Origin of the sequence: Pseudomonas sp. MYb2, assembly GCF_002979955.1 — a bacterium.
Taxonomy (GTDB): Bacteria; Pseudomonadota; Gammaproteobacteria; order Pseudomonadales; family Pseudomonadaceae; genus Aquipseudomonas.
Genome location: NZ_PCQC01000021.1, coordinates 73,289 through 99,710 on the forward strand (window position 1 = coordinate 73,289; position 26,422 = coordinate 99,710).

At 60.9% G+C, this 26,422-nt stretch carries 23 protein-coding genes; 15 read left to right on the plus strand and 8 right to left on the minus strand.

Annotated features, from left to right (window positions below):
• The 9 genes from ribBA (at position 1) to CQ009_RS25665 (ending at position 6,495) form a co-directional block, all read left to right on the plus strand.
• Complete coding sequence (gene ribBA / locus CQ009_RS25625) at positions 1–1,092, plus strand: bifunctional 3,4-dihydroxy-2-butanone-4-phosphate synthase/GTP cyclohydrolase II (protein WP_008081846.1); 1,092 nt, start codon at positions 1–3, stop codon at positions 1,090–1,092.
• 91 nt (positions 1,093–1,183) lie between these two features.
• Entirely contained in the window at positions 1,184–1,660 is a 477-nt protein-coding gene (ribE, locus tag CQ009_RS25630) for a 6,7-dimethyl-8-ribityllumazine synthase (RefSeq protein ID WP_003228649.1), read from the plus strand.
• Complete coding sequence (gene nusB / locus CQ009_RS25635) at positions 1,657–2,157, plus strand: transcription antitermination factor NusB (RefSeq protein WP_034153728.1); 501 nt, start codon at positions 1,657–1,659, stop codon at positions 2,155–2,157. The genes ribE and nusB overlap by 4 nt, the downstream gene beginning before the upstream one ends.
• Positions 2,158–2,175: 18 nt before the next feature.
• Positions 2,176–3,141: a thiamine-phosphate kinase gene (thiL, locus tag CQ009_RS25640; protein ID WP_105709088.1), complete on the plus strand. Its 966-nt coding sequence runs from the start codon at positions 2,176–2,178 to the stop codon at positions 3,139–3,141.
• The gene (locus CQ009_RS25645; RefSeq protein ID WP_011336134.1) at positions 3,138–3,641 is read left to right on the plus strand and encodes a phosphatidylglycerophosphatase A; all 504 of its coding nucleotides are present in this window, start codon (positions 3,138–3,140) and stop codon (positions 3,639–3,641) included. The genes thiL and CQ009_RS25645 overlap by 4 nt, the downstream gene beginning before the upstream one ends.
• Positions 3,642–3,678: 37 nt before the next feature.
• Positions 3,679–4,416, plus strand: coding sequence for an ABC transporter substrate-binding protein (locus CQ009_RS25650; RefSeq protein WP_105709089.1), 738 nt, complete (start codon positions 3,679–3,681; stop codon positions 4,414–4,416).
• A 245-nt stretch (positions 4,417–4,661) separates the two neighbouring features.
• Positions 4,662–5,279, plus strand: a complete 618-nt coding sequence (gene ribA / locus CQ009_RS25655) for a GTP cyclohydrolase II (RefSeq protein WP_016984117.1) — start codon at positions 4,662–4,664, stop codon at positions 5,277–5,279.
• On the plus strand, positions 5,276–5,695 hold the full coding sequence (locus CQ009_RS25660; protein WP_064392192.1) for a hypothetical protein: 420 nt from the start codon (positions 5,276–5,278) through the stop codon (positions 5,693–5,695). Before ribA ends, CQ009_RS25660 begins: the two co-directional genes overlap by 4 nt.
• A complete protein-coding gene (locus CQ009_RS25665) occupies positions 5,695–6,495 on the plus strand; it encodes a cobalamin-binding protein (RefSeq protein WP_105709090.1) in 801 nt (266 codons plus the stop codon). Before CQ009_RS25660 ends, CQ009_RS25665 begins: the two co-directional genes overlap by 1 nt.
• A 113-nt stretch (positions 6,496–6,608) precedes the next feature.
• On the opposite strand, the gene CQ009_RS25670 is transcribed toward CQ009_RS25665, so the two are convergent.
• From CQ009_RS25670 to CQ009_RS25690, 5 genes are all read right to left on the minus strand, one after another.
• Complete coding sequence (locus tag CQ009_RS25670; RefSeq protein WP_105709091.1) at positions 6,609–8,495, minus strand: TonB-dependent receptor domain-containing protein; 1,887 nt, start codon at positions 8,493–8,495, stop codon at positions 6,609–6,611.
• Between the two features lie 139 nt (positions 8,496–8,634).
• On the minus strand, positions 8,635–10,533 hold the full coding sequence (gene dxs / locus CQ009_RS25675) for a 1-deoxy-D-xylulose-5-phosphate synthase (RefSeq protein WP_105709092.1): 1,899 nt from the start codon (positions 10,531–10,533) through the stop codon (positions 8,635–8,637).
• A 91-nt stretch (positions 10,534–10,624) separates the two neighbouring features.
• Entirely contained in the window at positions 10,625–11,512 is an 888-nt protein-coding gene (gene ispA, locus CQ009_RS25680; protein ID WP_064392184.1) for a (2E,6E)-farnesyl diphosphate synthase, read from the minus strand.
• A complete protein-coding gene (locus tag CQ009_RS25685; protein WP_003228627.1) occupies positions 11,509–11,751 on the minus strand; it encodes an exodeoxyribonuclease VII small subunit in 243 nt (80 codons plus the stop codon). Before CQ009_RS25685 ends, ispA begins: the two co-directional genes overlap by 4 nt.
• Before the next feature lie 112 nt (positions 11,752–11,863).
• On the minus strand, positions 11,864–13,009 hold the full coding sequence (locus tag CQ009_RS25690) for a Fic family protein (protein ID WP_105709093.1): 1,146 nt from the start codon (positions 13,007–13,009) through the stop codon (positions 11,864–11,866).
• Between the two features lie 276 nt (positions 13,010–13,285).
• On the opposite strand from CQ009_RS25690, the gene CQ009_RS25695 reads away from it, so the two are divergent.
• The 6 genes from CQ009_RS25695 to CQ009_RS25720 are packed head-to-tail and all read left to right on the plus strand — an operon-like array spanning position 13,286 to position 23,481.
• On the plus strand, positions 13,286–14,077 hold the full coding sequence (locus CQ009_RS25695; RefSeq protein ID WP_105709094.1) for a YfaP family protein: 792 nt from the start codon (positions 13,286–13,288) through the stop codon (positions 14,075–14,077).
• A gap of 48 nt (positions 14,078–14,125) precedes the next feature.
• A complete protein-coding gene (locus CQ009_RS25700; protein WP_105709095.1) occupies positions 14,126–15,838 on the plus strand; it encodes a DUF2138 domain-containing protein in 1,713 nt (570 codons plus the stop codon).
• Positions 15,823–16,473 carry a DUF1175 domain-containing protein gene (locus tag CQ009_RS25705; protein ID WP_105709096.1) on the plus strand — a complete coding sequence of 217 codons (651 nt, stop codon included), beginning with the start codon at positions 15,823–15,825 and terminating at the stop codon, positions 16,471–16,473. Before CQ009_RS25700 ends, CQ009_RS25705 begins: the two co-directional genes overlap by 16 nt.
• On the plus strand, positions 16,470–21,044 hold the full coding sequence (locus tag CQ009_RS25710) for an alpha-2-macroglobulin (RefSeq protein WP_105709097.1): 4,575 nt from the start codon (positions 16,470–16,472) through the stop codon (positions 21,042–21,044). The genes CQ009_RS25705 and CQ009_RS25710 overlap by 4 nt, the downstream gene beginning before the upstream one ends.
• A 1-nt stretch (position 21,045) precedes the next feature.
• On the plus strand, positions 21,046–22,665 hold the full coding sequence (locus CQ009_RS25715) for a DUF2300 domain-containing protein (protein WP_105709098.1): 1,620 nt from the start codon (positions 21,046–21,048) through the stop codon (positions 22,663–22,665).
• 3 nt (positions 22,666–22,668) lie between these two features.
• Complete coding sequence (locus CQ009_RS25720; protein WP_064392173.1) at positions 22,669–23,481, plus strand: YfaP family protein; 813 nt, start codon at positions 22,669–22,671, stop codon at positions 23,479–23,481.
• A gap of 9 nt (positions 23,482–23,490) precedes the next feature.
• Here the strand turns inward: CQ009_RS25720 and CQ009_RS25725 are convergent, their stop codons facing one another.
• The 3 genes from CQ009_RS25725 to CQ009_RS25735 form a co-directional block, all read right to left on the minus strand.
• A complete protein-coding gene (locus CQ009_RS25725) occupies positions 23,491–23,922 on the minus strand; it encodes a hypothetical protein (RefSeq protein ID WP_082355488.1) in 432 nt (143 codons plus the stop codon).
• 77 nt (positions 23,923–23,999) lie between these two features.
• The gene (locus CQ009_RS25730) at positions 24,000–25,169 is read right to left on the minus strand and encodes a diguanylate cyclase (protein WP_105709099.1); all 1,170 of its coding nucleotides are present in this window, start codon (positions 25,167–25,169) and stop codon (positions 24,000–24,002) included.
• A gap of 498 nt (positions 25,170–25,667) precedes the next feature.
• On the minus strand, positions 25,668–26,414 hold the full coding sequence (locus CQ009_RS25735; protein WP_064392169.1) for a helix-turn-helix transcriptional regulator: 747 nt from the start codon (positions 26,412–26,414) through the stop codon (positions 25,668–25,670).
• Positions 26,415–26,422 lie beyond the last annotated feature (8 nt).

Below are 26,422 nucleotides of genomic sequence, written 5' to 3' on the forward strand. Positions count from 1 at the left end.
GTGGCGCTCAATAGCATCGAAGAACTGGTTGAAGACATCCGCCAAGGCAAGATGGTCATCCTCATGGATGACGAAGACCGCGAGAACGAAGGCGACCTGATCATGGCCGCCGAGTGCTGCCAGGCCGAACACATCAATTTCATGGCCAAGCACGCCCGTGGCCTGATCTGCATGCCGATGAGCCGCGAGCGCTGCGAACTGTTGAAGCTGCCGCTGATGGCGCCGCGCAATGGTTCCGGTTTCGGCACCAAATTCACCGTTTCGATCGAAGCGGCCGAAGGCGTGACCACCGGCATCTCCGCCGCCGACCGTGCGCGCACCGTGCAAGCGGCGGCGGCCAAGGATGCCAAGGCTGAAGACATCGTCAGCCCGGGCCACATCTTCCCGCTGATGGCGCAGGCCGGCGGCACCCTCGCGCGCGCGGGCCACACCGAAGCCGCTTGCGACCTCGCACGCATGGCCGGTTTCGAGCCGAGCGGGGTGATCTGCGAAGTGATGAACGACGACGGCACCATGTCCCGTCGCGCCGAACTGGAAGCTTTCGCCGCTGAACACAACATCAAGATCGGCACCATTGCCGACCTGATTCACTACCGGATGATCCACGAACGTACCGTTCAGCGGATTGCCGAGCAGCCGCTGGACAGCGAACTGGGCCAATTCAACCTGGTGACCTATCGTGATTCCGTGGAAGGCGACGTGCACATGGCGCTGACCCTGGGCACTGTTTGCGCCGAAGAGCCAACGCTGGTTCGCGTGCACAATATGGATCCGCTGCGTGACTTGCTGATGGTCAAGCAACCCGGCCGCTGGAGCCTGCGCGCCGCCATGGCGGCGGTTGCCGAGGCCGGTAGCGGTGTGGTGCTGTTGCTCGGGCACCCGCTCGATGGCGACGTGCTGCTGGCGCACATCCGCGAAACCGGTGATCAGCCGGCGCCGAAAAAACCGACCACCTACAGCATCGTCGGTGCCGGTTCGCAGATCCTGCGAGACCTCGGTGTACGCAAAATGCGCTTGATGTCTGCGCCAATGAAATTTAATGCGATATCCGGTTTCGATCTGGAAGTTGTAGAATACGTGCCCTCCGAATAATGACCGGTTGTTTCCGGACTCCGATTCGCGGCAAATAAATCACTGAGGGACGCGTAGCAGACGCGTCCCGGCTCTTTAAGAGAACTGACGAATGACCCTGAAGACCATCGAAGGTACCTTCATCGCCCCTAAAGGCCGCTACGCTTTGGTAGTGGGCCGTTTCAACAGCTTCGTGGTTGAAAGCCTGGTCAGCGGTGCAGTTGATGCCCTGGTTCGCCACGGCGTGAGCGAAAGCGACATCACCATCATCCGCGCACCTGGCGCCTTCGAAATCCCGCTGGTAGCGCAGAAAGTCGCCCAGAAAGGTGAATTCGCAGCCATCATCGCCCTCGGCGCGGTCATTCGTGGCGGTACTCCGCACTTCGAATACGTGGCAGGCGAGTGCACCAAGGGTCTGGCCCAGGTGTCCATGGAGTTCGGCGTGCCGGTCGCTTTCGGCGTCCTGACCGTTGATTCCATCGAGCAAGCCATCGAACGTTCCGGCACCAAGGCCGGTAACAAAGGTGCCGAAGCTGCCCTGTCCGCTCTGGAAATGGTCAGCCTGCTGGCGCAGTTGGAGGCCAAGTGATTAGCGACGAAAGCGATCGTTTCAACCCGCGCGAGCCGCGTCCAACCGACGCCGGCAAGCCTTCGAAAAGTGAAAAGCGCCGCGCTGCCCGTCAGTTGGCGACTCAAGCGTTGTACCAGCGCCACATGGCCAGTACTTCGCTGAACGAAATCGAAGCGCAGTTCCGCGTCGATAACGATTTCACCTTCGCCGATGCCAGCTACTTCCACGACATCCTGCACGGTGTTCCGGCCAGTCTGACCGAGATCGACACTGCGCTGGCGCCGTGCCTGGACCTGACCATCGAAGAGCTCGACCCGGTTGAACTGTGCGTACTGCGCCTGTCGACCTGGGAACTGCTCAAGCGCGTTGACGTGCCGTACCGCGTTGTGATCAACGAAGGTATCGAGCTGGCGAAAGTCTACGGTTCGACCGACGGTCACAAGTTCGTCAACGGCGTGCTCGACAAGCTGGCGCCGCGCCTGCGTGAAGCTGAAGTGAAGGCGTTCAAGCGCTGAAACGCGCTTGAAACCTCAATGGGCGAGTTCGAGCTGATCCGCAATTTCTTCGCCGCCGCGCCTTGTGCGCAGGGCGGCGAAGGCGTTGCTCTGGGGATCGGCGATGACTGCGCCTTGCTCGCTGTTCCCCCCGGGGAACAGTTGGCGATTTCCACCGATACGCTGGTGGCCGGTGTGCATTTCGCCGACCCCTGCGATCCGTTTCTGCTCGGTCAGCGCTCGCTGGCCGTCGCGGTCAGCGATCTGGCCGCCATGGGCGCCACGCCCGTTGCCTTTACCCTTGCCCTGACTGTGCCGACGGTGACTGCCGATTGGTTGCAGGCCTATGCCCACGGTTTGAACCGCATGGCGCAGAACTGCGGCGTTGCGTTGGTGGGCGGCGATACCACGCGCGGGCCGTTGAGCCTGACGGTGACCGTGTTTGGTCGCGTGCCTGCGGGCCTGGCGTTGACCCGTAGCGGTGCGCAGCCGGGTGACTTGCTATGTGTCGGCGGTGAGCTGGGCAATGCCGCTGGCGCACTGCCGCTGGTGCTGGGGCAGCGTGGCGCCGAAGCGCCTATCGCCCAACCGCTGCTCGATCATTACTGGTCGCCGCAGCCGCAACTCGCCCTCGGTCAGGCCCTGCGCGGCAAAGCCACGTCGGCGCTGGATATCTCCGATGGCCTGCTCGCCGATTGCGGTCATATCGCGCTGGCATCACAGGTGCGGCTTGAGATTGAACGCGAGCGCGTACCGCTGTCGGATGCATTAGTGGCGTTTCTCGGTCAGCGTGGCGCCGAGCGTGCAGCGCTGAGCGGCGGCGATGATTACGTGCTGGCGTTCACCCTGCCGTCCGTCGAGTTGCCGGCGCTGCTGGCCAATGGCTGGCCGATCCATGTGATCGGTCGTGTGGCAGAAGGTCAGGGCGTGATTCTGCTGGATCGCGAAGGGCACGACATCACCCCGACAATCCGGGGCTATCAACATTTTCAGGAGACACCGTGACAGATCACCCGAAACAGGTTCCGGCCGAATTCGTTCCGCCGTCGGTCTGGCGCAATCCCTGGCATTTCCTCGCGTTCGGCTTTGGCTCCGGCACCTTGCCGAAAGCGCCGGGCACGTGGGGCTCGTTAGTTGCGCTACCCTTTATTCCGTTGTGGCAGATGTTGCCCGACTGGGGTTACTGGTTGATGCTCGGGATCACCATGCTGTTCGGCTTCTGGCTGTGCGGCAAGGTCGCCGACGATCTGCGGGTACACGACCACGAAGGCATCGTCTGGGACGAAATGGTCGGGATGTGGATCACCCTCTGGCTGGTGCCGGAAGGCTGGTACTGGTTGCTCGCGGGTTTTCTGGTGTTCCGTTTCTTCGACATTCTCAAACCATGGCCAATTCGCTGGATCGACCGGCATGTGCATGGCGGCGTCGGCATCATGCTCGACGACGTGCTGGCCGGCGTATTTGCCTGGCTGGCGATGCAGGGGCTGGTGTGGGTTTTCGCCTGATTCCAAGGGATGTCAGGGGTAAGTGAGGAGACTAGGGATGGCTCGACGCTGGTTGGCGGTGATGTTTTTTGCTTTGCTGGGCACGGTGGCCAGTGCGCAGGAAGCTGTGCCGACGCCTGCGGTCATCCATCTGGCCAGCGAAGACTGGGAAGACTACACCGCCGCCGACGGCCATGGCCTCGGTTGGGACGTGTTGCGCAAGGTGTTCGAACCGGCCGGCGTGAAGCTGGACATTCGCACGGTGCCGTACACCCGTTCGATCGGTCTGGTGCAGTTGAAGGAAGTCGATGCGCTGGTCGGCTCCTATCGCGACGAAGCCGAGCAAGTCCTGTATCCGCACTGGAATTTTGATTCCGACCACATTTACGCACTGGGTCTGGCGAGCGACCCATCGCCGACTCAGGCGACGCTGGGCAAGTATCGACTGGCCTGGGTGCGTGGCTATCGTTACGAAAACTACCTGCCGAACATCAAGCGTTACAACCAGATCGAGCGTCGTACCGGCATTCTGTCGATGCTCAAGCAGGGGCGGGCGGATTACTACATTGATGCGTTGACCGAGATTGAAGCCGTGGTGAAAACCGCAGCCGATCCAGCGCAGTATCGCTATTCACACCTGGCCGAGCTGCCGCTGTTTCTCGGCTTTGCCGACACTCCGCAGGCGCGAGCGCTGATGGCGCTGTATGACCAGCGTATGGAGCAGTTGGTGAAGAGCGGCGAGTTGAAACCGATCTTCGAGAAGTGGAAACAGCCGTATCCGTTCGGATCGGACTGAAGGCCTGCACAAATCCCCTGTAGGAGCTGCGGCACGCTGCGATCTTTTGATCTTGATCCTAAAAGCCGGATCAAAAGATCGCAGCCTCGTTTCACTCGACAGCTCCTACAAGGATCCATGTCGACCGGGTTGTTATCAAACTTTTTGATCGTTATGCCCGATAATTCAGCCTAAGCGTCTGCAGGAACCTGCTGTTACAATGCCCGCCTGCGAATTTTCAGACTCTTTAGATCAGGAGCACACCGGTGCCTGTCGTCTTTGTCGCCGCTTCCAAGCTGCCAACACCTTTTGCGCAATTCACCATGCACGGTTTTCTCGATGAAGCCACCGGCCGCGAGCACGTCGTGCTGAGCCTGGGTGAAATTGCCGACGGTGCCCCGGTACTCGGCCGGTTGCACTCCGAATGCCTGACGGGCGATGCCTTGTTCAGCCAGCGCTGCGACTGCGGTTCGCAACTGGAAGGCGCGCTGAAAGCCATCGCCCGCGAAGGCCGAGGCGTGTTGCTGTACCTGCGCCAGGAAGGTCGTGGCATCGGTCTGCTGAACAAGATTCGCGCTTATGAATTGCAGGACGGCGGCGCCGACACCGTTGAAGCCAACGAGCGTCTGGGCTTTGCCGCCGACCAGCGCGACTACGCCATGTGCCTGCCGATGCTTGAGCATCTGGGCGTGAAATCCCTGCGCCTGATGACCAACAACCCGCGCAAGGTCAAAGCCTTGACCGACATGGGCATCACCGTGGCGGAGCGCGTGCCGTTGCACACTGGCCACAACCCGCACAACAAACTGTACCTGGCGACCAAGGCCAGCAAGCTCGACCACATGATGGGCAACGAGCACCAGGGCGAGGTTGATCGCGCGTGACCCGTGGTCAGGTGCGGCGCCGATTGTCGGTCGATTGGTGGAAATACCTGGCGCTGGCGCTGGTGCCGCTGTTCGTGCTCAACGCGCTGTTTGGTCAGGGCAAAGGAATTCTGCCAGTACTGGCGATGCCGTTCTTTATCGCCGGTGTGGCATCGATGTTTGTCAGCCTGAAGTTTTTCGGCCGTTACAAACATGCGCTGATCGCCACGCAGAAAGCCCTCGATACCCCGGATGAACCGGCCGCGTGGATTGCCCTCGCTGCGCGTCGTCGTGCGGCTTTTCTGGCGGCAGCCTTGCCTGCGTGGATCGGCGCACTGGCGGTGTTCGTCGGTCTCGAAGCAGTGCCACTGATGCTGCTGGCACTGTCCACGGCGGTGCTGTTTTATCTCTACCGTATCCCGCGTCAACTCGGCTGATGCGTCGTCTCTGGCTGGCGGTTCTGCTGCTGGCCGTCTCGGCTCCGGTTCTGGCCGGCCTGCGGGTGGTCAGCCTCGCACCGTCGCTTTCTGAAATCGTTGTCGAGCTTGATTCGGCGGATTTGCTGGTGGGCGTGCTGGATGCCGGTGAGCGTCCGGCTGAAACTGCCAGCGTCCCCTCTGTCGGCCGCTATGGCCAACTCGACATGGAACAACTGCTGAGCCTCAAGCCTGATTTATTGTTGCTGTGGCCCGGCAGTGTCGGCCCTGCGCAGCGTGATCAGCTCAAGCGCTTGGGCATCCCGACCTTCGTCGCCGAACCGCATTCCTTTGAACAACTCGCCGCGCAGATCGAAGCCATTGCCGCGCAATTGGGGCGACCGGAGCGTGGGGTGAAACGGGCTTCGGAGTTGCGCAAACAACTCGCAGAGCTGCGCCAGCGCTATCGCCGGGACGTGCCGTTGCGGGTGTTTTATCAGGTGTGGGACAAGCCGCTGTACACCGTCGGTGGCGGGCAGATCATCAGTGATGCGCTTGAGGTGTGCGGCGCGCGCAATGCTTTCGGCGATCTGAGTCTGCCGGCGCCACAGGTGAGTATCGAGGCGGTGTTGCAGCGTGATCCGGAGGTGATTCTGGCGGGGGATCAGGCGCAGTTGAATGCGTGGAAGGCCTGGCCGCAAGTGGCAGCGGTGAAACAGGGGAAATTACTGTTGGTCACCGATAAAGGCCTTGAACGCCCCAGCGGTCAGATGATCGACGCCACCGCCAAGCTCTGCCAATTGATCGCGCCGAACAGGTGATTCTGTAGGAGCTGCCGAAGGCTGCGATCTTTTGACTTTGTTGTTTGACTGAGTCGGAAACGCCGAAGATCAAGATCAAAAGATCGCAGCCTTCGGCAGCTCCTACAGGGGGCTCAGTTGATTTCGGGAGTCCAGGTCACCCCAAACATCCACACCCGACCTTCCTCGCGATAACCGTACTGGCTGCCGTCATAGCTGTAATTCGCCCGGCTGTAACCCTTGTCCAACAGGTTGTCGACCTTCAGATCCAGCTTGATCTCGCGATTCAACGCCCAACTGCTGCGCAAGCCGAACAGCGCATAGCCACCCAGCGCCTGCGTATTGTCCTTGTCGTCATAACTGCTGCTGACCGCCTGCCAACTGGCGCCGAGGCTGACTTGGTCAAACTGTCGATCCAGATCCCAACTCAACGTGCGCCGCGCACGCCGGGCCAAGGTGTGTCCGCTATCGCGGTCGCGCGGGTCGATGATCGCCACGCCCAGATTGCTCTGCCAGTTGAACAGCTCCTGCTTCAGCGCCGCTTCAAAGCCGTTGATTCGAGCTGAAGCGACATTTTCCGGACGTGAATTGCTGCCGAAGATAATTGCGTCTTCCAGATCCGTTCGGTAAATCGAGGCTTCGAGACGGCTGCTGTCGGTCAACTGGCTACGCCATTGCAGCTCGTAACTTTTCGAGGTTTCCGGCTTCAGATTCGGGTTGCTGAAATCCGGGTAGTAAAGGTCGTTGAAAGTCGGTGCGCGGAAGCCTTCGCTGTAGCTGAGCAGCAGATCGTTGTCAGGATTCAGTGGCAGGGTGAACGTGCCACTCCAGGTGTTCTGGCTGCCAAACTGCTGGTTGTCGTCGTGACGCAGACCGAGTTCAGTGGAGAAACTGTCGGCCTGATAACGATGCTGGATAAATGCCGCCCGGTTCCAGCGGCTGTCCTCATCGAATGCGGTGCTGCTGTTGACTCGATCTTCGTACCAGTCGCCGCCGAGGATCAGGCTGTTGCGCGCGTCCAGAGTCAGGTCGTTCTGCCAGTTCACCGAGTCGCGGTAGGTGTTGAACACCGTGCGCTCGTCGCTGAGTTTGTCGAAGGTCTTCTCGCGGTTTTCGGTGTGGCCGAACTCGACGCGGGTTTTCCAGGTTTCGTTGACCCGCGCGTCGACGTAACTGCTGACGCTGCTGACGTTGAAATCGCTGTATGGCTGCTGCTGCACCGAATCGAACGTGGTCGTGTCGAAGCGGCCGAAGGGGTTGTCGAACTCGCTCTTGCCTCGGTTATCCAGCAGATTGGCACCAATTTCGATGTCATCGGTCAGCGCATGACTGAGGCTCAGGCTGACGGACTTATTGCGGTAAGCATCGTGATCGCTGTCGCTTGGGTACGACTCATGGGTACGGTCGATCCCGGCGGTTTCATCCAGGCTCGCACCAAGATTGAAGCGGGTTTTATCGTCGCCCCCGGACAGCCCAAGGCTGCGTTCCCAGGTCTGGTTGCTGCCAAAACCGACGTGCATCCGCGGCTGCAAACCCTGTTCGCTGCCACGGCGGGTGAAGATCTGAATCACCCCGCCAATCGCGTCGCTGCCATAGATCACCGAACGCGAACCGCGCAGCACTTCCACGCGCTCGATCTGTGCGATGTTCAGGTGCTGCAGATTGCTGTCGCCCGAGGTGGAGTTGCCGATGCGCTGGCCATCGACCAAAACCAGACTTTGCGCCGATTGCGTGCCGCGAATGTAGATCCCCGGCAGACTGCCGCGCCCGCCGGTCTGCGCCACTTGCACGCCCGGCACGCGCCGCAGCAAGTCCGGCACGTCGCTCGGTTGCAGACGATCGATGTCTTCGCGAGTGAATACCGTGTTGGCGGCGCTGCTGTCGTTGCGCGCTTCGATCTGACGGTTGGCGGAGATCAGCACATCCGGCAGTTTCAGTGCCTGATCACGCTCGAAGTTGTCGGCGAGGGCGTTGGCCGATGGCAGCAGAAAGAAGGGCAGGGCGAGGCGCGAGAGGTTCATCGGGCGTCCGTTGTCATTGTTGATATACACAAAACAAATGTGGGAGCGAGCCTGCTCGCGAATGCGGTGTATCAGTCAGCAATGATTTGACTGACAGTCCGCCTTCGCGAGCAGGCTCGCTCCCACAGGGGTATTGCGTTTACTTGTCGAGCAGGGTCAGACGCTCACGAATCGACGCTTCGATCCCGGCCTCATCCAGCCCGCATTCGGCCAGCATCTGCGCCGGTTTCGCGTGCTCGACGTAAACATCCGGCAAGCCCAGATGCAACATCGACTTGAGGATGTTCTCCCGTGCCAGAAACTCGCTGACCGCGCCGCCGGCGCCGCCCATGATTGCGTTCTCTTCGATGGTCACCAGCAACTCGTGGCTGCCGGCAATCTCGCGTACCAGCGCTTCATCCAGTGGCTTGACGAAACGCATGTCGACCACCGTGGCATCCAGCTTCTCGGCGACTTTCAGCGCCTCGGCCAGTTGCACACCGAACACCAGCAAAGCCACTTTGCTGCCCTGACGGCGGACGATGCCCTTGCCGATTTCGATCGGCTCGAGATCTTTCTCGATGGCGGCATTCGGGCCGCTGCCGCGTGGATAACGCACTGCCGCCGGGCCGTTATACAGGTGGCCGGTGGTGAGCATCTTGCGCAGCTCGTTTTCATCGCTCGGAGTCATGATGACCATGCCCGGGATGCAACGCAGGTACGACAGATCGAAACTGCCAGCGTGGGTCGGACCGTCTTCGCCGACCAGACCGGCACGGTCGATGGCGAACAGCACGTCGAGGTTTTGCACCGCCACATCATGGACGAGCTGGTCATATCCGCGCTGGAGGAACGTCGAGTAGATCGCCACCACCGGTTTCGCGCCTTCGCAGGCCATGCCGGCAGCGAATGTCACCGCGTGTTGCTCGGCAATTGCCACGTCGAAGTAGCGCAGCGGGAAGCGTTCGCTGAACGCCACCAGATCCGAGCCTTCCTTCATCGCCGGGGTGATCCCGACCAGACGTGGATCGGCGGCGGCCATGTCGCACAGCCACTCGCCAAACACTGCTGAATACTTTGGCCCGCTGGCCTGCTTCGGCGCGGCGGCCGGAGCGTCCAGTGGTTCGAGTTTGGTGATGGCGTGGTAACCGATCGGGTCGACTTCCGCCGGGGCGAAGCCTTTGCCTTTCTTGGTGACGATGTGCAGGAACTGCGGGCCTTTCAGATCGCGCATGTTGCGCAGCGTGGCGATCAGCGTTGGCAGGTCGTGGCCGTCGATCGGGCCGATGTAGTTCCAGCCCAGCTCTTCGAACAGGGTGCCGGGAACCAGCATGCCTTTGGCGTATTCTTCGGTACGACGGGCGATTTCCCAGGCGCCGGGCAGGCGCGACAGGACTTTCTTGCTACCTTCACGCATGCTCGCGTAAGTGCGGCTGGAAAGGATCTTCGCCAGATAATTCGACAGACCGCCGACATTGCGCGAGATCGACATGTCGTTGTCGTTGAGGATCACCAGCATGTTGGCGTTCACTTCCGGCGCATGGTTCAGCGCCTCGAAGGCCATACCGGCGGTCAACGCACCGTCGCCGATCACCGCAATCGCCTTGCGATCACTGTCCTGCAGGCGGGCGGCAATGGCCATGCCCAGCGCTGCGCTGATCGAGGTGCTGGAGTGGCCGACGCCAAAAGTGTCGTACTCGCTCTCGGAGCGACGCGGGAAGGCAGCGATGCCGTCCTTCTGGCGCAGGGTGCCCATGCGCTCGCGGCGACCGGTGAGGATCTTGTGCGGATAGGCCTGATGACCGACGTCCCACAGCAGACGGTCGTCCGGTGTGTCGAAGACGTAATGCAACGCGATGGTCAGCTCGATCACGCCCAGGCCGGCACCGAAATGCCCACCGGTCTGACCGACCGTGTAGAGCAGTTCCAGGCGCAACTCATCGGCCAGGGTTTCCAGCTCGGCTTCGCCTAACCGGCGCAGGCCGTCCGGCGTGTTCGCGCGGTCGAGCAGGGGCGTGGTCGGGCGCTTGCGGGGAATCTCATGAAACGTCGTGGGCATCAGGCGAATCGTTATAGGTATAGAAGATGCGGCAGTTTACCTGATGCATCGCCCCCTGCCCACGCGTTGGTTTTTTTTGGCGGATTCGCCGTCAGCTGCGGCGCTCGACGATATACCGGGCCAGCTCGCGCAAGGGCTCGGCTGCCGCGTCAAACGGTCGCAGGGCGTGCAGGGCCTGATCACGCAGTTCCAGCGCGTAGGCTTTGGCGGCGTCGAGGCCGAGCAGGGCCGGGTAAGTTGGTTTGTCACGAGCGATGTCGGCGCCCTGGCGTTTGCCGAGGGTTTCGGTATCGCTTTCGACGTCGAGGATGTCGTCCTGCACCTGAAAGGCCAGGCCGATGGCCTGTGCATACGACTGCAGGGCCTTGAGTTCATCCTGTTCGGCACGGCCGCTGGCCAGAGCGCCGAGTTTGACGCTGACTTCGATCAGCGCGCCGGTCTTGTGCCGGTGCATCTGTTCGAGGGCTTGCTGATCGAGTTTCAAACCGACCGAACCAAGGTCGATGGCTTGACCGCCGACCATGCCTGCCGGGCCGGCGGCGTTAGCCAGCGCGGTGACCATTTGCAAGCGAATGTCGCTGCTGCAATCGCTCAAGCGCGGGTCGAGCAGGGCGCTGAAGGCCAGGCTCTGCAAACCGTCACCGGCGAGAATCGCGCAGGCTTCGTCGAATTTCTTGTGCGTGGTGGGCTGGCCGCGACGCAGATCGTCGTCGTCCATCGCCGGCAAATCATCGTGAACCAGCGAATAAGCGTGGATCAGCTCGACCGCGCAAGCCGCGCCGTTGGCTTGCTCAGCCTTGCCACCGAGCGCTTCGCACGCGGCGTAGGCCAGCAGCGGGCGCACGCGTTTGCCGCCGTTCATCACGCTGTAGCGCATGGCTTCGTAAAGCCGCGCCAGCTCCGGCAACGGCGCATTGAACAGGGTTTCCAGCGCTGCGTTAACCCGGGTCTGGCTGGTCGCCGTGTACGCCGCAATCATTCTGGCTGTTCCGCGTCGAAGGGTTCCTCGGCGAGTTCGCCATCGCGCTCCAGCAGCACTTGCACCTTCTGCTCGGCTTGCGCCAGCGCTGCCTGGCAATCACGGGTCAGACCGATGCCCTGCTCGAAAGCGGTCAGCGAGTCTTCCAGCGACAATTCACCGTTCTCCAGACGCTCGACCAGTGTTTGCAGGTCGGCGAGGGACTGTTCGAAATCCAGTGCAGCTTTTTTGCGGGCCATGGCGGCGATTTCCGGTTGACGTTAAACCGGCGCGACACTAGCAGATAGGGGGTTTATGGGCAAATGAGCGGGCCGCCTCCCAAGGACAGAAATAGCACTGTGGTGAGTGAGATTAATGTTTGGCTCTGTCGGGATAGTTGATCTGGTAGCGCGTACTACGACCGCCCCCCGGCAAGCGTTGCAGGCAACCTTTCTCCAGCAACTCCACAAGATGTCGGGTCGCCGTGGCCTTCGACACTTTCGCCACCGCTTGATATTGACCGGCGCTGATACCGTGCTCAAAGCCCCGCTCGCCGCCGTCGAGCAGGCGGTTAAGCACTTTAACCTGCTCCGCCGAAAGTTCGGACTCACGGTGTGCTTGCCAGAAACGCGTATTGCCCAGCACGCTTTCAATTCGAGTGATGGCTTGTTGCAAACTGCTTAGCAACGTTTGCAGGAACCATGTGAGCCATTCAGTGATATCCAGTGTGGCTTTCTGGCTCGACTCCAGAATCCGATAGTAGCCGGAACGATCATCCAGAATGCTCGCCGACATGGCGTAGAAACGGATGGCTTGCGCTTCGCCCTGTGCCAGCGCCAGATCAGTGATGGTGCGGGTCAGGCGACCGTTGCCATCGTCGAACGGATGCAAGGTAACAAACCAGAAATGGGCGATGCCCGCGCGAAGCATCGGGTCGAGTGCTGTCTGATACCGGCAGGCCTCGAACCATTGGAGAAATTGATTGAGCTGCTGTTCAAGACCTTGGCGTGGTGGGGCTTCGAAATGAACGGTCGGGCGATCAATGCGACCCGATACCACCTGCATAGGCTCGTCACCGCGTAGTGCACCCACATGCATGCGGCGTGCAGTAAGGTCAGCCTCTTGATCAGGAAACAGCCACTGGTGCCATTCCAGCAGGCGTTCCAGGGTCAACGGATCGGCGAGTCGACGGGTGGCATCCAGCATTAGCTGCGCCAGACCTTCACTGCGTTGGCTGACGTTATCGCCGTCGATCAACTCCAGGCCCAAACGTCGCGCCAAGGATGACCGCACGGAGCCGACATTCAGTTGCTCACCTTCGATGGCCGAAGACGTCACGATATTCTGCAAAAGGGCGTCCAGTTCGGTCTGAGCCCCCAAAGAGTCACCTACCGAACCGGCCATACCCATCAACTGACCTTGCGCCTGCACACACTCACGCAACAACGGTGTCAGGCGTTCTGCCTGCCAGTTGAAGTCGGGCCAATCGGGCTGCTGCCAGATCCAGTGAGTTGCCATTCGTTGCCTGCCTTGAGTCCGTGAGCCGAATAGAAAAGCTATTCGGCTCATTTTGTGAGCCGAATATGACGGCTATTCGGCTCACCGTCCACCGGATTGGCGTGATTCCTACAGTAAAAGCACATGTATCCGATTGTTAAAAAACCGCCGAATCGCTAATCTTCGCGCCTTCTACGACCCCATAGTCACGGGTCTTTCAGACGAAACGCAGTTTCACCGCTGTGAAGTACCGAGGATCGGGTGCAAGGTTTCGTTCAGGCATGGCAGGAGGCTTACATGCGTTCATTTCTTTGGCTGTTGATCGGGTTGTCCTGCGCGCCCGCGCTGCTGGCGGCGCCGACGGCCGAGCTGTCGGAGCCGGTGGGTGGCTGGCGCTATCACGGCCTGCTCGATCGCACGGAAAACCCGCAAGTCGCCTACCCGACGCCGCCGATCGATCGCGGCGTCCAGCGCAATCGCACGATGATCCAGGGCCAGCTCAAAGCAATCGGCCACATGCGCCCGCCGCACAGTCTCGCTGTGAATGGCAATCCACTGAATCTGTACACCGACGACCAAGGGCGTTTCGCCCGGCCGTACGCGTTCGGTGCCGGCTCCAACAGTGTTGAAGTGATCAGCGCCGAGGGCCAGTCGCTCAAGCGCGTGCAATTTTATGAAGCAAATAACTTGCGCACGCCGGCACGTATTCGTCTTGTCCTGGGCTGGGACGATCCGAAAGCCGAGCTCGATCTGCACATTGTCACCCCCGACGGTCAGCATGCGTTCTGGGCGCGTCCGGCGTTGAACAATGGCGGCGGCCTCGACCCGGATGGCGTCGATGGCCCGGGCCCGGAAATGTTCACCATGACCGCGCCGTTGCATGGCACCTATCTGGTTTACGTCAACTATTGGGGCAACTTCGGCAACGGCGGCTATAACTTCGAGGAGACCAGCAACCAGAACGAAGTGATCACCTCGCAAATCACGCTGGTGCTCAACGAAAACAGCGTCGACGAAAAACGCGAAACGTTCATCGTGCCCCTGCGGGCGATCGGTGATCTGCTGCTGGTCAAGACTTTCAACTATTAAGCATTCCACCACGGATGAAATCCTGAGCTTTGGGAAATGAGCGAGAAGATGAGCGATAACACTGTTACTTCGGCTGCCGACACGCCGGCGGCCAAACCTTCGCGACGCTGGCCGCTGTTGCTGGCCGGGTTGTGCCTGGTGGCCGGGGTGGCGGGTGGTTTTGGCTGGCTGCTGCTCAAGCCCAAGGCACCGCCGGCGGAATTGGCCAGTGACAAGCTTGGCCTGAGCCGCCCGGACGCATTGCTGGAAACCCGCTCGCTAAGCCAGTTGCCCAAGGACTTGCTGACCGTGCCGTTTCTCAAAGCCACGCTCACCGAAGATTTCGTCTTCTATTACGAAACCCACGCCGACCGCCTCGGGCTGATCGGCAGCCTGCGCCGGATCATCTACGAGCATGACCTGAAACTGCAGGACAGCCTGATCGAAGAGCTTTTCGATCAGCCGGCCGACGTCGCGTTGTGGCGTGGCGCGGATGGTCGCTTGAAGGATTTCCTGCTGGTGATGGACCGTGGCGGTCTGGCGAAACTGCTTGAGCCATTGGCAAAGGTTGCGCTGGATGACACGCAGCTCAGTCAGATGGGCGAGCTCAAGGTCGGCGGCGACACTGTGCCGCTGTACCAACTGACCTATAACGCCAGCAAAGCCCTGTTGTTCGCCTCTCGCGGCGACAAACTGGTGGTGCTGTCCAATCCGGCCAAGTATTACGACCCGGAAAGCGGCGTCTCCGAAGAGTCGGGCCACGTCTCGCCACAAGCGCTGGCGGCGTTGCTCAACGGCGAAAAACTGTTCCCTGAGGCGTTCGGTCTGCCGGCTAAAACCCCGGAAACCAAGCAGCGCCTGTCGGTCAACTCCAGCGTTCTCGCGATGGGCTATCAGCGTTTCATCCCGAACTTCGCCGGGCTGCGTTTCGACATGGACGACAAGGGCTGGCACAGCTACCTGGCCATGGACGAACTGGAAAACCAGCCGGACTTCGATTTCAAACCGGTCTGGCAGGCGATGCCGCTCGGTGCCAGTGCCTGCGTGACCTTGCCGGTCGCGGCCGAACCGCAAAAACCATTGCTGGTGAAGCTCGGCGCTGAAGAAGCTGTGGCGCAAACCCTCACCGAACACGTGGCCGGCGCGGCGGGCCTGTGCTGGTACGCCGATTCGCGTTTGTACACGCCGTTGCTGGTGGCCAGTCTGAAAGACGAGGACAGCAGCAAACTTGATGGCGATCTCGGCAAGCTGTTCGGTTCGATGGTTGGTGCGTTCGAGGCCAATGTCGACGAAAACGTGTTCCCGGTGGTCGAGAAGCAAGAAGGCCAGAACCACGTCTGGCAGCGTCAGGTCAGCTCCAATTTCGGTCCGTATGCGGCGAAGACTGCCGAGAACCCGGACGCGATTTCCGGCAAGGCTTTCATGAAAGTCAGCCTCGCTCGCCACGGTTCGACGCTGCTGTTTTCCCTTGATGACAAACTGGTCGACAAGGCCCTCGGCACCCTCGACAAACGCTTTCCGCCAATGGCCGACGTGCTGCCCAAAGATGTGCTGATGCCGATCTACTTCGGCCCGGATTCGATGGCGCAACTGATGCAGCAGGAAACCCTCGACAGCCTGCCGCAGGACATGGAACCGGTGTTCTATAACGCCGCGCAAACTTACCTGATCCCGAAACTGCGCACCCTTGGCGGCTACGGCAAATATGCCCTGACCTTGCCTAAAGGCAGCGAGCCTGACGGTCACTGGCAATGGTTGCCGCTGGAATGGAAAGCGCTGTGACGGCACTGATCCGCAGCCTCGGCCTGCTCGCGCTGTTACTCAGCGCGGGCGCCCGAGCCGTTGAAGCACCTGCACTGGATCCGGCGCAATCCCAGGTGTTTCGCGCCTGGTTCGTGCGTATCGCCCAAGAGCAACTGAGCCAAGGCCCGAGCCCGCGCTGGTATCAGCAGGACTGTGCCGGGCTGGTGCGTTTTGCCGCCAACGAAGCGCTGAAAGTCCATGACGACAAATGGCTGCGCAGCAATGGCCTGTCCAATCGCTATCTGCCGCCAGAGCTGTCGCTCAGCGATGATCAGCGCAAGCTCGCCCAGCAATGGCAGCAGGGCGGCGGCAAGGTCGGGCCGTACGTCAACGCGATCAAACTGATTCAGTTCAACAGCCACTTGGTCAGCCGCGACGTGTCGCAGGCGCGGCCCGGGGACTTGATGTTTTTCGATCAGGGTGACGACCAGCACCTGATGATCTGGATGGGCCGCTACATCGCCTATCACACCGGCAGCACCACCCCGACTGACAACGGCATGCGTTCGGCAAGCCTGCAGCAACTCATGACATGGAAGGACACCCGATGGATACCCGACGCAGCCAACCCCAACTTCATCGGCGTCTATCGACTGAACTTTCTCTCCCAATGACCGGTGCCCGCATGTTGCGTATCTGCTCGCGAATTCCTTTGCTGTTGGCGCTGTTGCTGCCACTGGCCAATGCCAATGCCGAAGATTCGGTCGAGCCGAGCAACTACATGCCGGTCTCGGGTGAGAGCTTTTTCCTCTTGGCCGACAGCAGTTTCGCTGCCGATGAACAGGCGATGGTGCGCCTCGAAGCGCCGGGCCGAGACTATCGCCGTTTCCGCATGGAACCGTACGGCGGCGCCGACATTCGTGTGTACCGCATCGACAAGCCGCTGGATTTCCTCAAGCGCCAGAAGAACCTGCATCGCGTGGTCAGCGACGGCCAGTTCAAGGGCGAGGGCCTGTCCAACACCCTCGCATACCTGTGGGACAACTGGTACCGCAAATCCCGTCGGGTGATGCAACGCGCGTTCTCCTATGAGTCGCGCAAACAGGTCACCGAAGAAGTGCCGGAACTGAAAATGGGCAACGCCATCGCCGCGCCGACACCGTACGACGCGCAGCCGCAGTTTGCGTTGATTCCAGGTCTGCCGGTGGTTAGCCAGTTCCGTTATCCGTTGTGGCAGGCCAAGCCGATTCAGCCGCCAGCCGGGGTCAATCTCGCGGGCTCTTCCAGCGATTTCGTCAGCGTCGCGCCGGGTAACGTTTATATCCCCTTGGGTAATCTGAAACCGGGTCTGTATCTGGTCGAAGCGCTGGTCGGCAAGTACCGTGCGACCACCATGGTGTTCGTCTCCAACACTGTCGCAGTGAGCAAGATTGCCGGTGATGAACTGTTGGTCTGGGCTGCGCGCAAACACGAAGGCAGCTCGGTGCCGAAGGTCAATGTGCTGTGGACGGATGGCCTCGGCGTGATGAGCAGCGGTGCCACCGATGCTGATGGCTTGCTGCGCCTGAAACACGTCAGCCCGGAGCGTTCGTTCGTCATCGGCGAGGACGAAGAGGGCGGCGTATTCGTCTCGGAAAACTTCTATTACGACAGCGAAATCTACGACACCAAACTTTATGCCTTCACCGATCGGCCGCTGTATCGCCCGGGCGATTGGGTGTCGCTGAAAATCGTTGGTCGCGAATTCAAGAATGCGCGGGATTCGGTGCTGCCAGGTGCGGCAGATGTCACGGTCAGCGTGCTCGATGCCACCGGCACCGAGCTGCAACACCTTGACCTGAAACTCGATTCGAAGGCTGGCACTCAGGGCCGTTTCCAGTTGCCGGACAACGCGGTAGCGGGCGGTTACGAGATCCGCTTCAACTACAAGGATCAGGCTTACAGCAGCGCCTTCCGTGTCGCCGAGTACATCAAGCCGCACTTCGAGATTTCGCTGAACCTGGCCAAGCAGGATTACCGCACCGGCGAGCCGGTCAAAGGCAGTCTGGTGTTGCTATACCCCGACGGCAAACCGGTGGCCAACGCCAAACTGAGCCTGAGCCTGCGCGCCCAGCAACTGTCGATGGTCGACAACGAGCTGCAATACCTCGGGCAATTCCCGGTGGAGTTGACCAGCACCGAACTGACTACCGACAGCAAAGGCAGCGCGGCCCTTGATCTGCCGGCCGCCGACAAGCCGAGCCGCTACATGCTCACCGTGTTCGCCAGCGATGGCGCGGCCTATCGGGTCAAGACCACCAAGGAAATCCTCATCGACCGTGGCGCCGCAAGCTTCCGTCTGAATGCACCGCAACGCTTCAGCGCGGTCGGCGACAAGGTTGCGTTCAGCTACGCCAACGAAGGCGGCACCGAGCAAAGCAAAGCGGTGACGCCGAGCACCTATGGCTGGGTGCGCCTGGAAGACCAGAGCACCGGTGAAGGCAAACTGGCGGCGACGGATAAAGGCTTCAGCCTCGCTTTCGAGCGTCCGGGCACCTACAACCTGACCTTGAAAGATCAACACGGCCGCGTCCTCGGGGCAACCGGGCATTCGGTCACCGGCGATGGCGTCAAGGCAGTACCGGGCACCGTGGAAATCGTCCTCGATAAACCTGAGTACAAGGCCGGCGATGAAGCGCTGGCACTGATCACTTTCCCGGAACCGGTCAGTGATGCATTGCTCTCGCTGGAACGTGACAAGGTCGAAGCCACGGCGCTGCTGGCCAAGGGCGGCGACTGGTTGAAGCTAGAAAAACTCAGCGACACCCAATACCGCGCACGCATCCCGGTGAAGGATAACTTCGCGCCAAATCTGACCTTCTCCGTGCTCTACACCAAGGGCGGTCAGTACAGCTTCCAGAACGCCGGGATCAAAGTGATCGCGCCGCAAATCGACGTGGCGATCAGCACCGACAAAGCGGTGTATCTGCCGGGCGATACCGTCACGGTTGACCTGACCACGCAGTTCGCCGGCAAAGCAGTGCCGGCGCATCTGACCGTCAGCGTCGTCGACGAAATGGTTTATGCGCTGCAACCGGAAGTCGCGCCGACCATCGACCAGTTCTTCTATCACCCGCGCCGCAACAACGTGCGCACCAGCGCCAGTCTGTCGTTCATCAGCTACGACGTCGCGTTGCCGGGCAGCCCAGGCGCACCGGGCAAAGCCAACCGCAGCGAGCGCGGGGTGAAAGTACTGGAGCGACCGCGTCGTGAAGACGTCGATACTGCGGCGTGGCAGCCAGAGTTGTTGACCGGAGCCGACGGCAAAACCCGCTTCACCTTCAAGATGCCGGACTCGCTGACCCGCTGGCGCATCACCGCCCGCGCGATCGCCGATGATGGGCAGGTCGGGCAGAAGAAGCAGTTCGTGCGTTCGGAAAAACCGCTGTACCTGAAGTGGAGCGGGCCGAGCAAATTCCGTAAGGGCGATCAGCCGCAACTCGGTGTGTTCGCGTTCAGTCAGGCCGAGAAACCGGTCAAGGCTGAACTCGTGACCCACTACGCTGGCGCTGAACAACGTGTCCCGGTGACCCTCAACAACGGCATCAATTACCTGCCGCTGCCAGCATTCGCCTTGGCTTCCGGTGATTGGACGGCTGAACTGGTGCAGGATGGCAAAACTGCCGACTCCCTCGCCGTGCGCCTGAGTGCGACCGGTGACGGCTGGCAAGTGACGCAGACGCAAAGCCTCGATGTCGCCAGTGGTGATACGCCGTTGAGTCTGCCGCCCGACGCCACGGATATTCGCCTGCGTCTGGATGACAGTCCGCAAGCGCTGTTCCGTTCGGCACTCGATGATCTGCTGAGTTATCCGTACGGTGGCGTCGAGCAAACCGCCAGCCGTTTGCTGCCGTTGAGCATCGCCTATCCATCACTGGCGTCGAATCCGCAGATCCGTGATCGCTTGCGGCTGACCATGCAGAACAGCCGTCTGCGTCTGGTGCAAATGGCCGGGCCGTCGGCGAGCTTCACCTGGTGGGGTTACGACGGTGAGCCGGATGCGTTCCTCACCGCTTACGCCTATTACGCCGACTGGAACGCCAGCCAGGTGCTGGAACTGACCTTGCCGCCGGAGCACTGGCAGCGCGTGCTGGAGGTGTATGCCAAGCAGGCGCCGAACACGCCGTTGCTGCAGCGGGCGCTGATTCTGTCGTTCGCCAAGCAGATGCATTTGCCGGTGAACACACTGCTCAGCGGTTTGATGGACGATCTGGCCAAGGTCGGTGAAGGCAATGCGCAAACCATGCTCGACGATGGCGAAGACAGTCTGGTGATGAGCGATCCGGACTCGGCGCTCGGTCTGGCAGCGGCGCGAGTGTTGACCGCAGCGCTGGCCTCGCAGTCGAAAGTGGCCTTGCCAGATGCATTCAATCATCAGCTGGCTGCTGCGCAACAGCGTCTGTCCGTCAGCTCGCAGCCGTTTGCCGAAGCGCTGAACCTGTCGCTGCAAGCGTTCGATCAGGCACATGCGCAAGCGCTTTTGCAACGTCTGCTGCCACAGCAATCCACCCTCGAACGTGCACTGTCGCTGACCTGGTTGCAGCGCAGCATCGCCCAGGCTTCGCCGACCATCGCATTGACGCCGGGTGAAGGCTGGAAGAAAAACTACGGTGCAACCGGTGAGATGTACTGGACGTGGCAGGGCGCGACACCGGTCCCGAGCGTATTGACGGTGTCCGGCACGCAAGAGCGTCCGCTGCGCGCGGCGCTGAGCTTCCAGACCCAGCAACCAGCGCTCGATCCAATGGCCGTGACCATCACCCGTCGCCTGTCGCGACTGGTGCCGGGCGATGAGGCGTTCACCTTCAAACTGGAGCCGGTCGGCACCAAGCCGCTGTCCAGCGACAGCCTGTATCTGGACGAAGTGATCCTCACCAGTAAAGCGCCGAAACCGCTGCGCTACGGCATGCTCGAAGTGCCGCTGCCACCGGGCGCCGATGTCGAGCGCACCACGTGGGGCATCAAGTTGCAGGGCAAGGACGGCACCGAGCCGACTGCGCTGGAGAAGGCGCGTTTCGAACCGGGACAACTGGCTTACGCGGTGCCGGTCGATGCGTTGAGCGGCGAGTTGCGCCTGCGCCATCTGGTGCGCTTCTCGCAGAAGGGCCAGTTCAATCTGCCGCCGGTGCGTTTCAAGCAGGTTTACGCGCCGCAACATCAGGCCCAGGAAGCGAAAGCCGCCCTCGGTCAGGTCACGGTCAACTGACATGAGCCGGCCGCTGCTGTGGCTGCTGATGTGTGTGATCCCTGCGCTGGCGACGGCGCAGGATGAACCGTTGCGCGTGGCCTATAAGGGCGAGTTGTTGTCGCTGAGTCAGACGCAACTGATCGCTCGTGAACCGTTGCCGTCATCGCTGGATACGCCGCTGGGCAGCCTGTGGAAGCTGTTTGTCTACGCGTGGCTGGTGGACACCGGCGCACGGGAGCCGGCATATGAATGTCGCGGACAGTCGAAGGAAGAGGTTTATTGCTGCTCGGCGGGCGGCAGGATCGAGCGTGATCAGGCGCTGGTGAAATCCTGCGGGTTGTATTTCGAGCCTGCACGATTGGGCATTACGGCGACGGATTGGCGGACCTATTGGCAGGCGCGGCAGGCGCCGTCGTGGTTGCTGGATTTGCCGTCGGTGCAACCGGCTCAACGGGTTTCCTTGGTTGAACTGCTGAAGGTCCTGGCCTCGTTGCCGGCACAGGATCAGGCGCGGCGGGTGTTGCTCGATGTGGTGCTGAATGCGGCGGACGGCAATGTCGTCGGTGAACTGGGCGGGCGCCTGCGGGTGAAGACCTGGAGCTGGCTCGGCGATCAGGACCCGCAATCGCGGCAGGGTGGTTTCGCCGGTTGGACGGCGGACGGCTCGCCGCTCTGGGCTGGCGGGCGTGGCACCAGTCAGATGGTCTTGCGCCATTACGGCCAGGCATTGGCGACCGTGTTGCCGGCAGCCTGGCCCGCGGAGGCGGGGCGTTGTGTCGAAGTCAGCCTGTTTTCGAAGTACCCAGTTTCGAAGGTCTTAGCGGGTGATCGCCGCGCGACATCCGGCCCGTTGCAGGGCGACTATCGCGTCGAATTCGCCAACGGCAACGCGCTGGATATCCACAGCGACGGCGAACTGTTTCTGCTCAACGACAAACTCGTCGCAAGGCTTGATCGCGAAGAATACGTCGCCCGCGTGCTGGAACGTGAAGCCAAACCTGAACCCGCCGAAGCCGCCAAGGCGTTGGCCGTAGCGATCCGCACGTACCTGCTGCAAAACGCTACACGTAACGGCGATTGCCTGAGTATCGATGACAGCAGCAACCGCCAACGCGTCGCACCGCGCCCGGCCTCGGCCGAATCCCGCAACATCGCCGCATGGACGGCGGACCTGGTTTTGGCCGGCAGTACGGTCACCTATCACTCCGACCAGCCCGGCCCGGACAAACTCGCCTGGCAACAAGCTGTCGAGCAAGCCAATGCCGGACAGCGTTACGACGCCATTCTGCTGCACGCCTATCCGCGTGCCAGCCTCAGCCGTTGGGACAACCCGGTTGCTTCCTGCGAAGCGCTGCCCGCCGCGCAAGACTGGCTGCAAAAACAACGTCGCGGCTGGCGTCCGACACTGGAAAGCGAAACCGGCTACAACGAAGTCAGCACCTTCGCCGTGTGCAAACTCGCCTTCGGCCGGCCCTTCGTTGATCGCGAACGCCAACGTATTTACGTGCGTGGCGTACTGACCCTGCAGGATCGCCTCGACCTGACCCACGAATATCTGCATCTGGCCTTTGAAGCACATCCCAACGGCCAGGATGAAACCTACATCGAAGGGCTCGCCCGTCACCTTTTGCTGGAATAGACCATGACACTCCGTTATCCACAGGTCTTGCTGCTGCTCTGCACATTGACCGCGCTATCGCCGGCCATCGCCGCCGACAGCGTCAAACTCGACACCCCGGTCGGCGGCTGGCGCAGCGGTGCGCCCGAAGGCGAGGGCGAAAGCTTCCGCCAGACCGTCAACTACCCGGCCTCGTCGGTCAATACCCCGGTGGGCCAAGCCAACACCGCACGCATCAGCGGCGAGATCAAAGCTGCGCGGAAGGACAACGAACCCGGTCGCCTGATCGTCAACGGCGTGAGCATGCCGCTGAAAATCGACGACAGCGGCCGCTTTGACCGCCCGTTCTCCTTCCCCAACGGCAGCAACAGCGTCGAAGTGCGCAGTCCCGACGGCCAGCAACGTCATCGCACGCAATTTCTCAACACCAGCGGCGGCGCCACCCCGGCAAAACTGCGCGTACTGCTGGCGTGGGACAGCGATGGCACCGACCTCGACCTGCACCTCGTCACCCCTGACGGCGCGCACATCTGGTACGGCAACCGCACCGCACCTAACGGCGCCGCGCTCGACGTCGACGTCACCACCGGCTACGGCCCGGAAATCTTCGCCATGCCGGCACCGATCAAGGGCCAGTATCTGGTGTATGTGAATTACTACGGCGGTGGCTATCGCGGGGATGACGAGGGTGGAGATGAACCGGTGCAGCCGCTGACCACGGCGCAAGTGACGGTGATTACTGAAGAAGGCACGCCGAGCGAGAAGATGGAGACGTTTGTGGTGCCGATGCGGGCGGTGGGGGAGTTGACGTTGGTGAAGTCGTTCAGTTATCCGTGAATCAACGGATCAGTCAGGAAAAACACCGCACAGCGCATTCCCTTCGTAACCGTGAACGATCGGCCCCAGCACCATGAGTGGGCCACAGGCGTAGAGCGGGGATGGCACTGATTGTCGGGTGTTGAGCAGAACGGTCTCCCTCCCGAACTCGTCACTGCCGAAGGATTGCTCGGAGTACGAGTGGCAAACCGGCAGCTTCAACGGCACCGGAATCACCAGCGCCCAGACAGTGATTCCGCACCATTCGCGGGTGGGCGTCGATGTTGCTGTTCGGGTGATTTGTGGGGTGATTGAGCGGTAACTTTGCGCTCGGTAGGCGTCGGTTTTCAGTGTGACTTTTTCTGGCAGGGAGATGCCTACTCCGACACACCCGGTCAAGCAGAGGCACAGGGTGGTTGCGGCAACGGATTTCAGCTGTGAGTTCAGCCTGCGGAGATTCAATGTCTAACTTCCTTGTGGAGCGTTTCTCGGATTTACAGCCCGGCCAACTGCGTCGGACGGCTACTTCAAAAGGGTTTTTACGCCAGACCCAGATACAACGAGCGCAACGTTTGAACCCGGTTGCGGCCCTGATGCTTGGCGCCGTACAGCGCCTGATCCGCCTCCGAAAGCAGACGCGACAGGTCGTAACCCGATTCACGGGTGGTGACCACGCCGATACTGACGCTGAGCAGCCCCGGTTCCAGAATGGAGAGTCCGGCGAAGGAGTGACGGATTCGCTCGGCAGTCTCCAGAGCAGTCGGCTCATCGCATGCGCAGAGCAGACAGGCAAACTCCTCGCCACCGATGCGCCCGAATAAATCCTCTTGGCGCACGCTTTCCATCAGGACTTCGCTGAACGCGATCAACGCTTGATCGCCGACAGGATGGCCGTAGGTGTCGTTCAAACGCTTGAAGTGATCCAGATCGCAAAGGAGCAACGCCGCCGGTTCGGCCCGCTGCTGACAGCCGTCCAGCAAGTGACTGCCGTGCTGCATGAACGCGCGACGATTGCCGATGCCGGTCAACGGATCGCTGAGCGCCGCGGCCTTGAGCTTGAGTTCGGCGCGTTCCTTGACCATCGCCAAGGTGATGTAGGCAATGCCGATGACATACAACATCGACTCGAAGAGCATGAATGAAAAAAACGGCACGCCTTCGCCACTGCCCAGCAACGCCTTGGTCACCGGCAGCCCGTCATCGGTCGCGCTGCGCACCGCGTAGAAAATGGTGTGCAAAACGGTCAGCACCAACGCCGGCATGAACGCGACGTCCAGGCTGTGACGGTTGCGCCAGAGTTCCAATCTCGTCAGCACGCCATACCCGAATGCCAGGAGAGAGTAGATCAGTACTCGATTCGCCATCGAGTCGTAAAAGGCGGGTATCAGGCACAACAGCAGCCAGACCACAGAACCCGCCAAAATGCCTGGCAGGTAAGGTTGGCGACCCGTCAACGTGCGCATGGCCGTCCAGTTCATCGCGGCGCTGAGCAACAGAACAATGTTGCCGAAGATGATCGGAACGAAATCCACCCCGCGATCCCGCCAACTCACCAGCACCACGCCCAGCGCGCCCAACAGCATCATGCTGCCGAGGTAGGCCAGCGGCGGTTCGCGGGTTTCGCGATACCAGGCGTGCAGCGTCAACAGCCCCATCAAAAAGAAGACGAAGACGGAAACGACCAGCAGGGTCGGGATATGCAGGGCCATTCCATGGATTCCCGTGAGGCTCAATACCGGAATCCGGCCGGGGTCGGGGATGCGGGTAAAAACAGAGGGGTTGGGTGTTGGGCAGGATTTAGCACTGAGGGGGTTAGGGTTGGCAAGTGTTGAGTCAAGCTCGCCAAGGTAAACGTGTTTTTTTGCAGGCATTAAAAAGCCGGCTTGTGGCCGGCTTCTCGGGGACTGGCTTGGCCTATTTTTGGTAAGCCTTGCCAGCCTTCAAAACGTACATCCGGATCTGCGTCCGGCTGTGGGACTTGGTCAGACGTTGGTCTGCCGCGTCGGGCGCTCTCTGAGCCGCGGGGCGGGTCGATGCGCAAATGTGGGGCGCAGGATACTGAGTTTTGCTTGGGATTCCCAGCCTGAAGTGCGGGTTAGAGCGACTTCTGCGCCACAAATCCGGAATTTGTACCGTTTGTCCGGGCCTCTTCGCGAGCAGGCTCGCTCCCACAGGGTTCAGTGCAGATTCGAAAAAAACGCATCAGGTCAAAGAAACGGCACCACCGGCCGGCGCTTGCTCACCGTCGACCACCAGAACACCCAGCCCAATATATGAATCCTTTGCTCCTCGATCTGCGCTGGGCGGAACACTTCGTCCGGGTATTCGGCGCTGTTGTGGCTGCGCAGTCGCAAGCCGTTGCCGGGCATGCGGTGCAGGTATTTGATGCGCAGCATGCCGTCGTGTTCGATGGCGTAGATTTCGCCGTCGACGACCTGAGTCAGGCCGCGGTCGATGGCGACAATGGAGCCGTCTTCGATGCGCTCGGCCATGCTGTTGCCGATCATTTGCGCGCAGATGGCGTCTGAGTGTCTGACTTCCAATTGATCGAGCTGGGCGCGGAGCAGGCGGATGGATTGATCCGGGTCCTGAATGACATGGGTTTTGCCGGAGCCGTTGCTAAGCGGGGTTTCCTTGAAGAACACCAGGTCGATGTCGTTGGGGTCGATTACGGTGTAGACGCCGCAGATGGCGTGGGCGTCGAAGGTGTCGCCGTTGCTGGCGGGTGCATTGAGGCTTGGCGACTCTTTGCTGCCTTCACCGGTTTTCAGCCATTCGCTGTTGACGGACAGCAGGCGTGAGACTTCTTCCATGCGATACGCCGGGACGCCCCGGGTGTACCAGTTGTGGACATTTTGGGCTTCCGTGCCCCAGAACTTTGCGAAACCCGTGGTGGTGATGTTCGCTGCTTCCAGGAGTGCCTTGAATCTTGGACCGCTAGTGTTCTTTCTCATAAACACAG

What these genes read in the sequence shown, in the direction of transcription:
- dxs (WP_105709092.1), bottom strand. Translation starts at nt 10,533, where the DNA reads ATGCCCACGACGTTTCATGAGATTCCCCGCAAGCGCCCGACCACGCCC.
- CQ009_RS25700 (WP_105709095.1), top strand. Translation starts at nt 14,126, where the DNA reads ATGAGCGATAACACTGTTACTTCGGCTGCCGACACGCCGGCGGCCAAA.
- CQ009_RS25650 (WP_105709089.1), top strand. Translation starts at nt 3,679, where the DNA reads ATGGCTCGACGCTGGTTGGCGGTGATGTTTTTTGCTTTGCTGGGCACG.
- thiL (WP_105709088.1), top strand. Translation starts at nt 2,176, where the DNA reads ATGGGCGAGTTCGAGCTGATCCGCAATTTCTTCGCCGCCGCGCCTTGT.
- ribE (WP_003228649.1), top strand. Translation starts at nt 1,184, where the DNA reads ATGACCCTGAAGACCATCGAAGGTACCTTCATCGCCCCTAAAGGCCGC.
- CQ009_RS25705 (WP_105709096.1), top strand. Translation starts at nt 15,823, where the DNA reads ATGGAAAGCGCTGTGACGGCACTGATCCGCAGCCTCGGCCTGCTCGCG.
- CQ009_RS25715 (WP_105709098.1), top strand. Translation starts at nt 21,046, where the DNA reads ATGAGCCGGCCGCTGCTGTGGCTGCTGATGTGTGTGATCCCTGCGCTG.
- CQ009_RS25690 (WP_105709093.1), bottom strand. Translation starts at nt 13,009, where the DNA reads ATGGCAACTCACTGGATCTGGCAGCAGCCCGATTGGCCCGACTTCAAC.
- CQ009_RS25695 (WP_105709094.1), top strand. Translation starts at nt 13,286, where the DNA reads ATGCGTTCATTTCTTTGGCTGTTGATCGGGTTGTCCTGCGCGCCCGCG.
- CQ009_RS25735 (WP_064392169.1), bottom strand. Translation starts at nt 26,414, where the DNA reads ATGAGAAAGAACACTAGCGGTCCAAGATTCAAGGCACTCCTGGAAGCA.
- CQ009_RS25730 (WP_105709099.1), bottom strand. Translation starts at nt 25,169, where the DNA reads ATGGCCCTGCATATCCCGACCCTGCTGGTCGTTTCCGTCTTCGTCTTC.
- ispA (WP_064392184.1), bottom strand. Translation starts at nt 11,512, where the DNA reads ATGATTGCGGCGTACACGGCGACCAGCCAGACCCGGGTTAACGCAGCG.
- CQ009_RS25685 (WP_003228627.1), bottom strand. Translation starts at nt 11,751, where the DNA reads ATGGCCCGCAAAAAAGCTGCACTGGATTTCGAACAGTCCCTCGCCGAC.
- CQ009_RS25670 (WP_105709091.1), bottom strand. Translation starts at nt 8,495, where the DNA reads ATGAACCTCTCGCGCCTCGCCCTGCCCTTCTTTCTGCTGCCATCGGCC.
- CQ009_RS25710 (WP_105709097.1), top strand. Translation starts at nt 16,470, where the DNA reads ATGACCGGTGCCCGCATGTTGCGTATCTGCTCGCGAATTCCTTTGCTG.
- CQ009_RS25665 (WP_105709090.1), top strand. Translation starts at nt 5,695, where the DNA reads ATGCGTCGTCTCTGGCTGGCGGTTCTGCTGCTGGCCGTCTCGGCTCCG.
- CQ009_RS25720 (WP_064392173.1), top strand. Translation starts at nt 22,669, where the DNA reads ATGACACTCCGTTATCCACAGGTCTTGCTGCTGCTCTGCACATTGACC.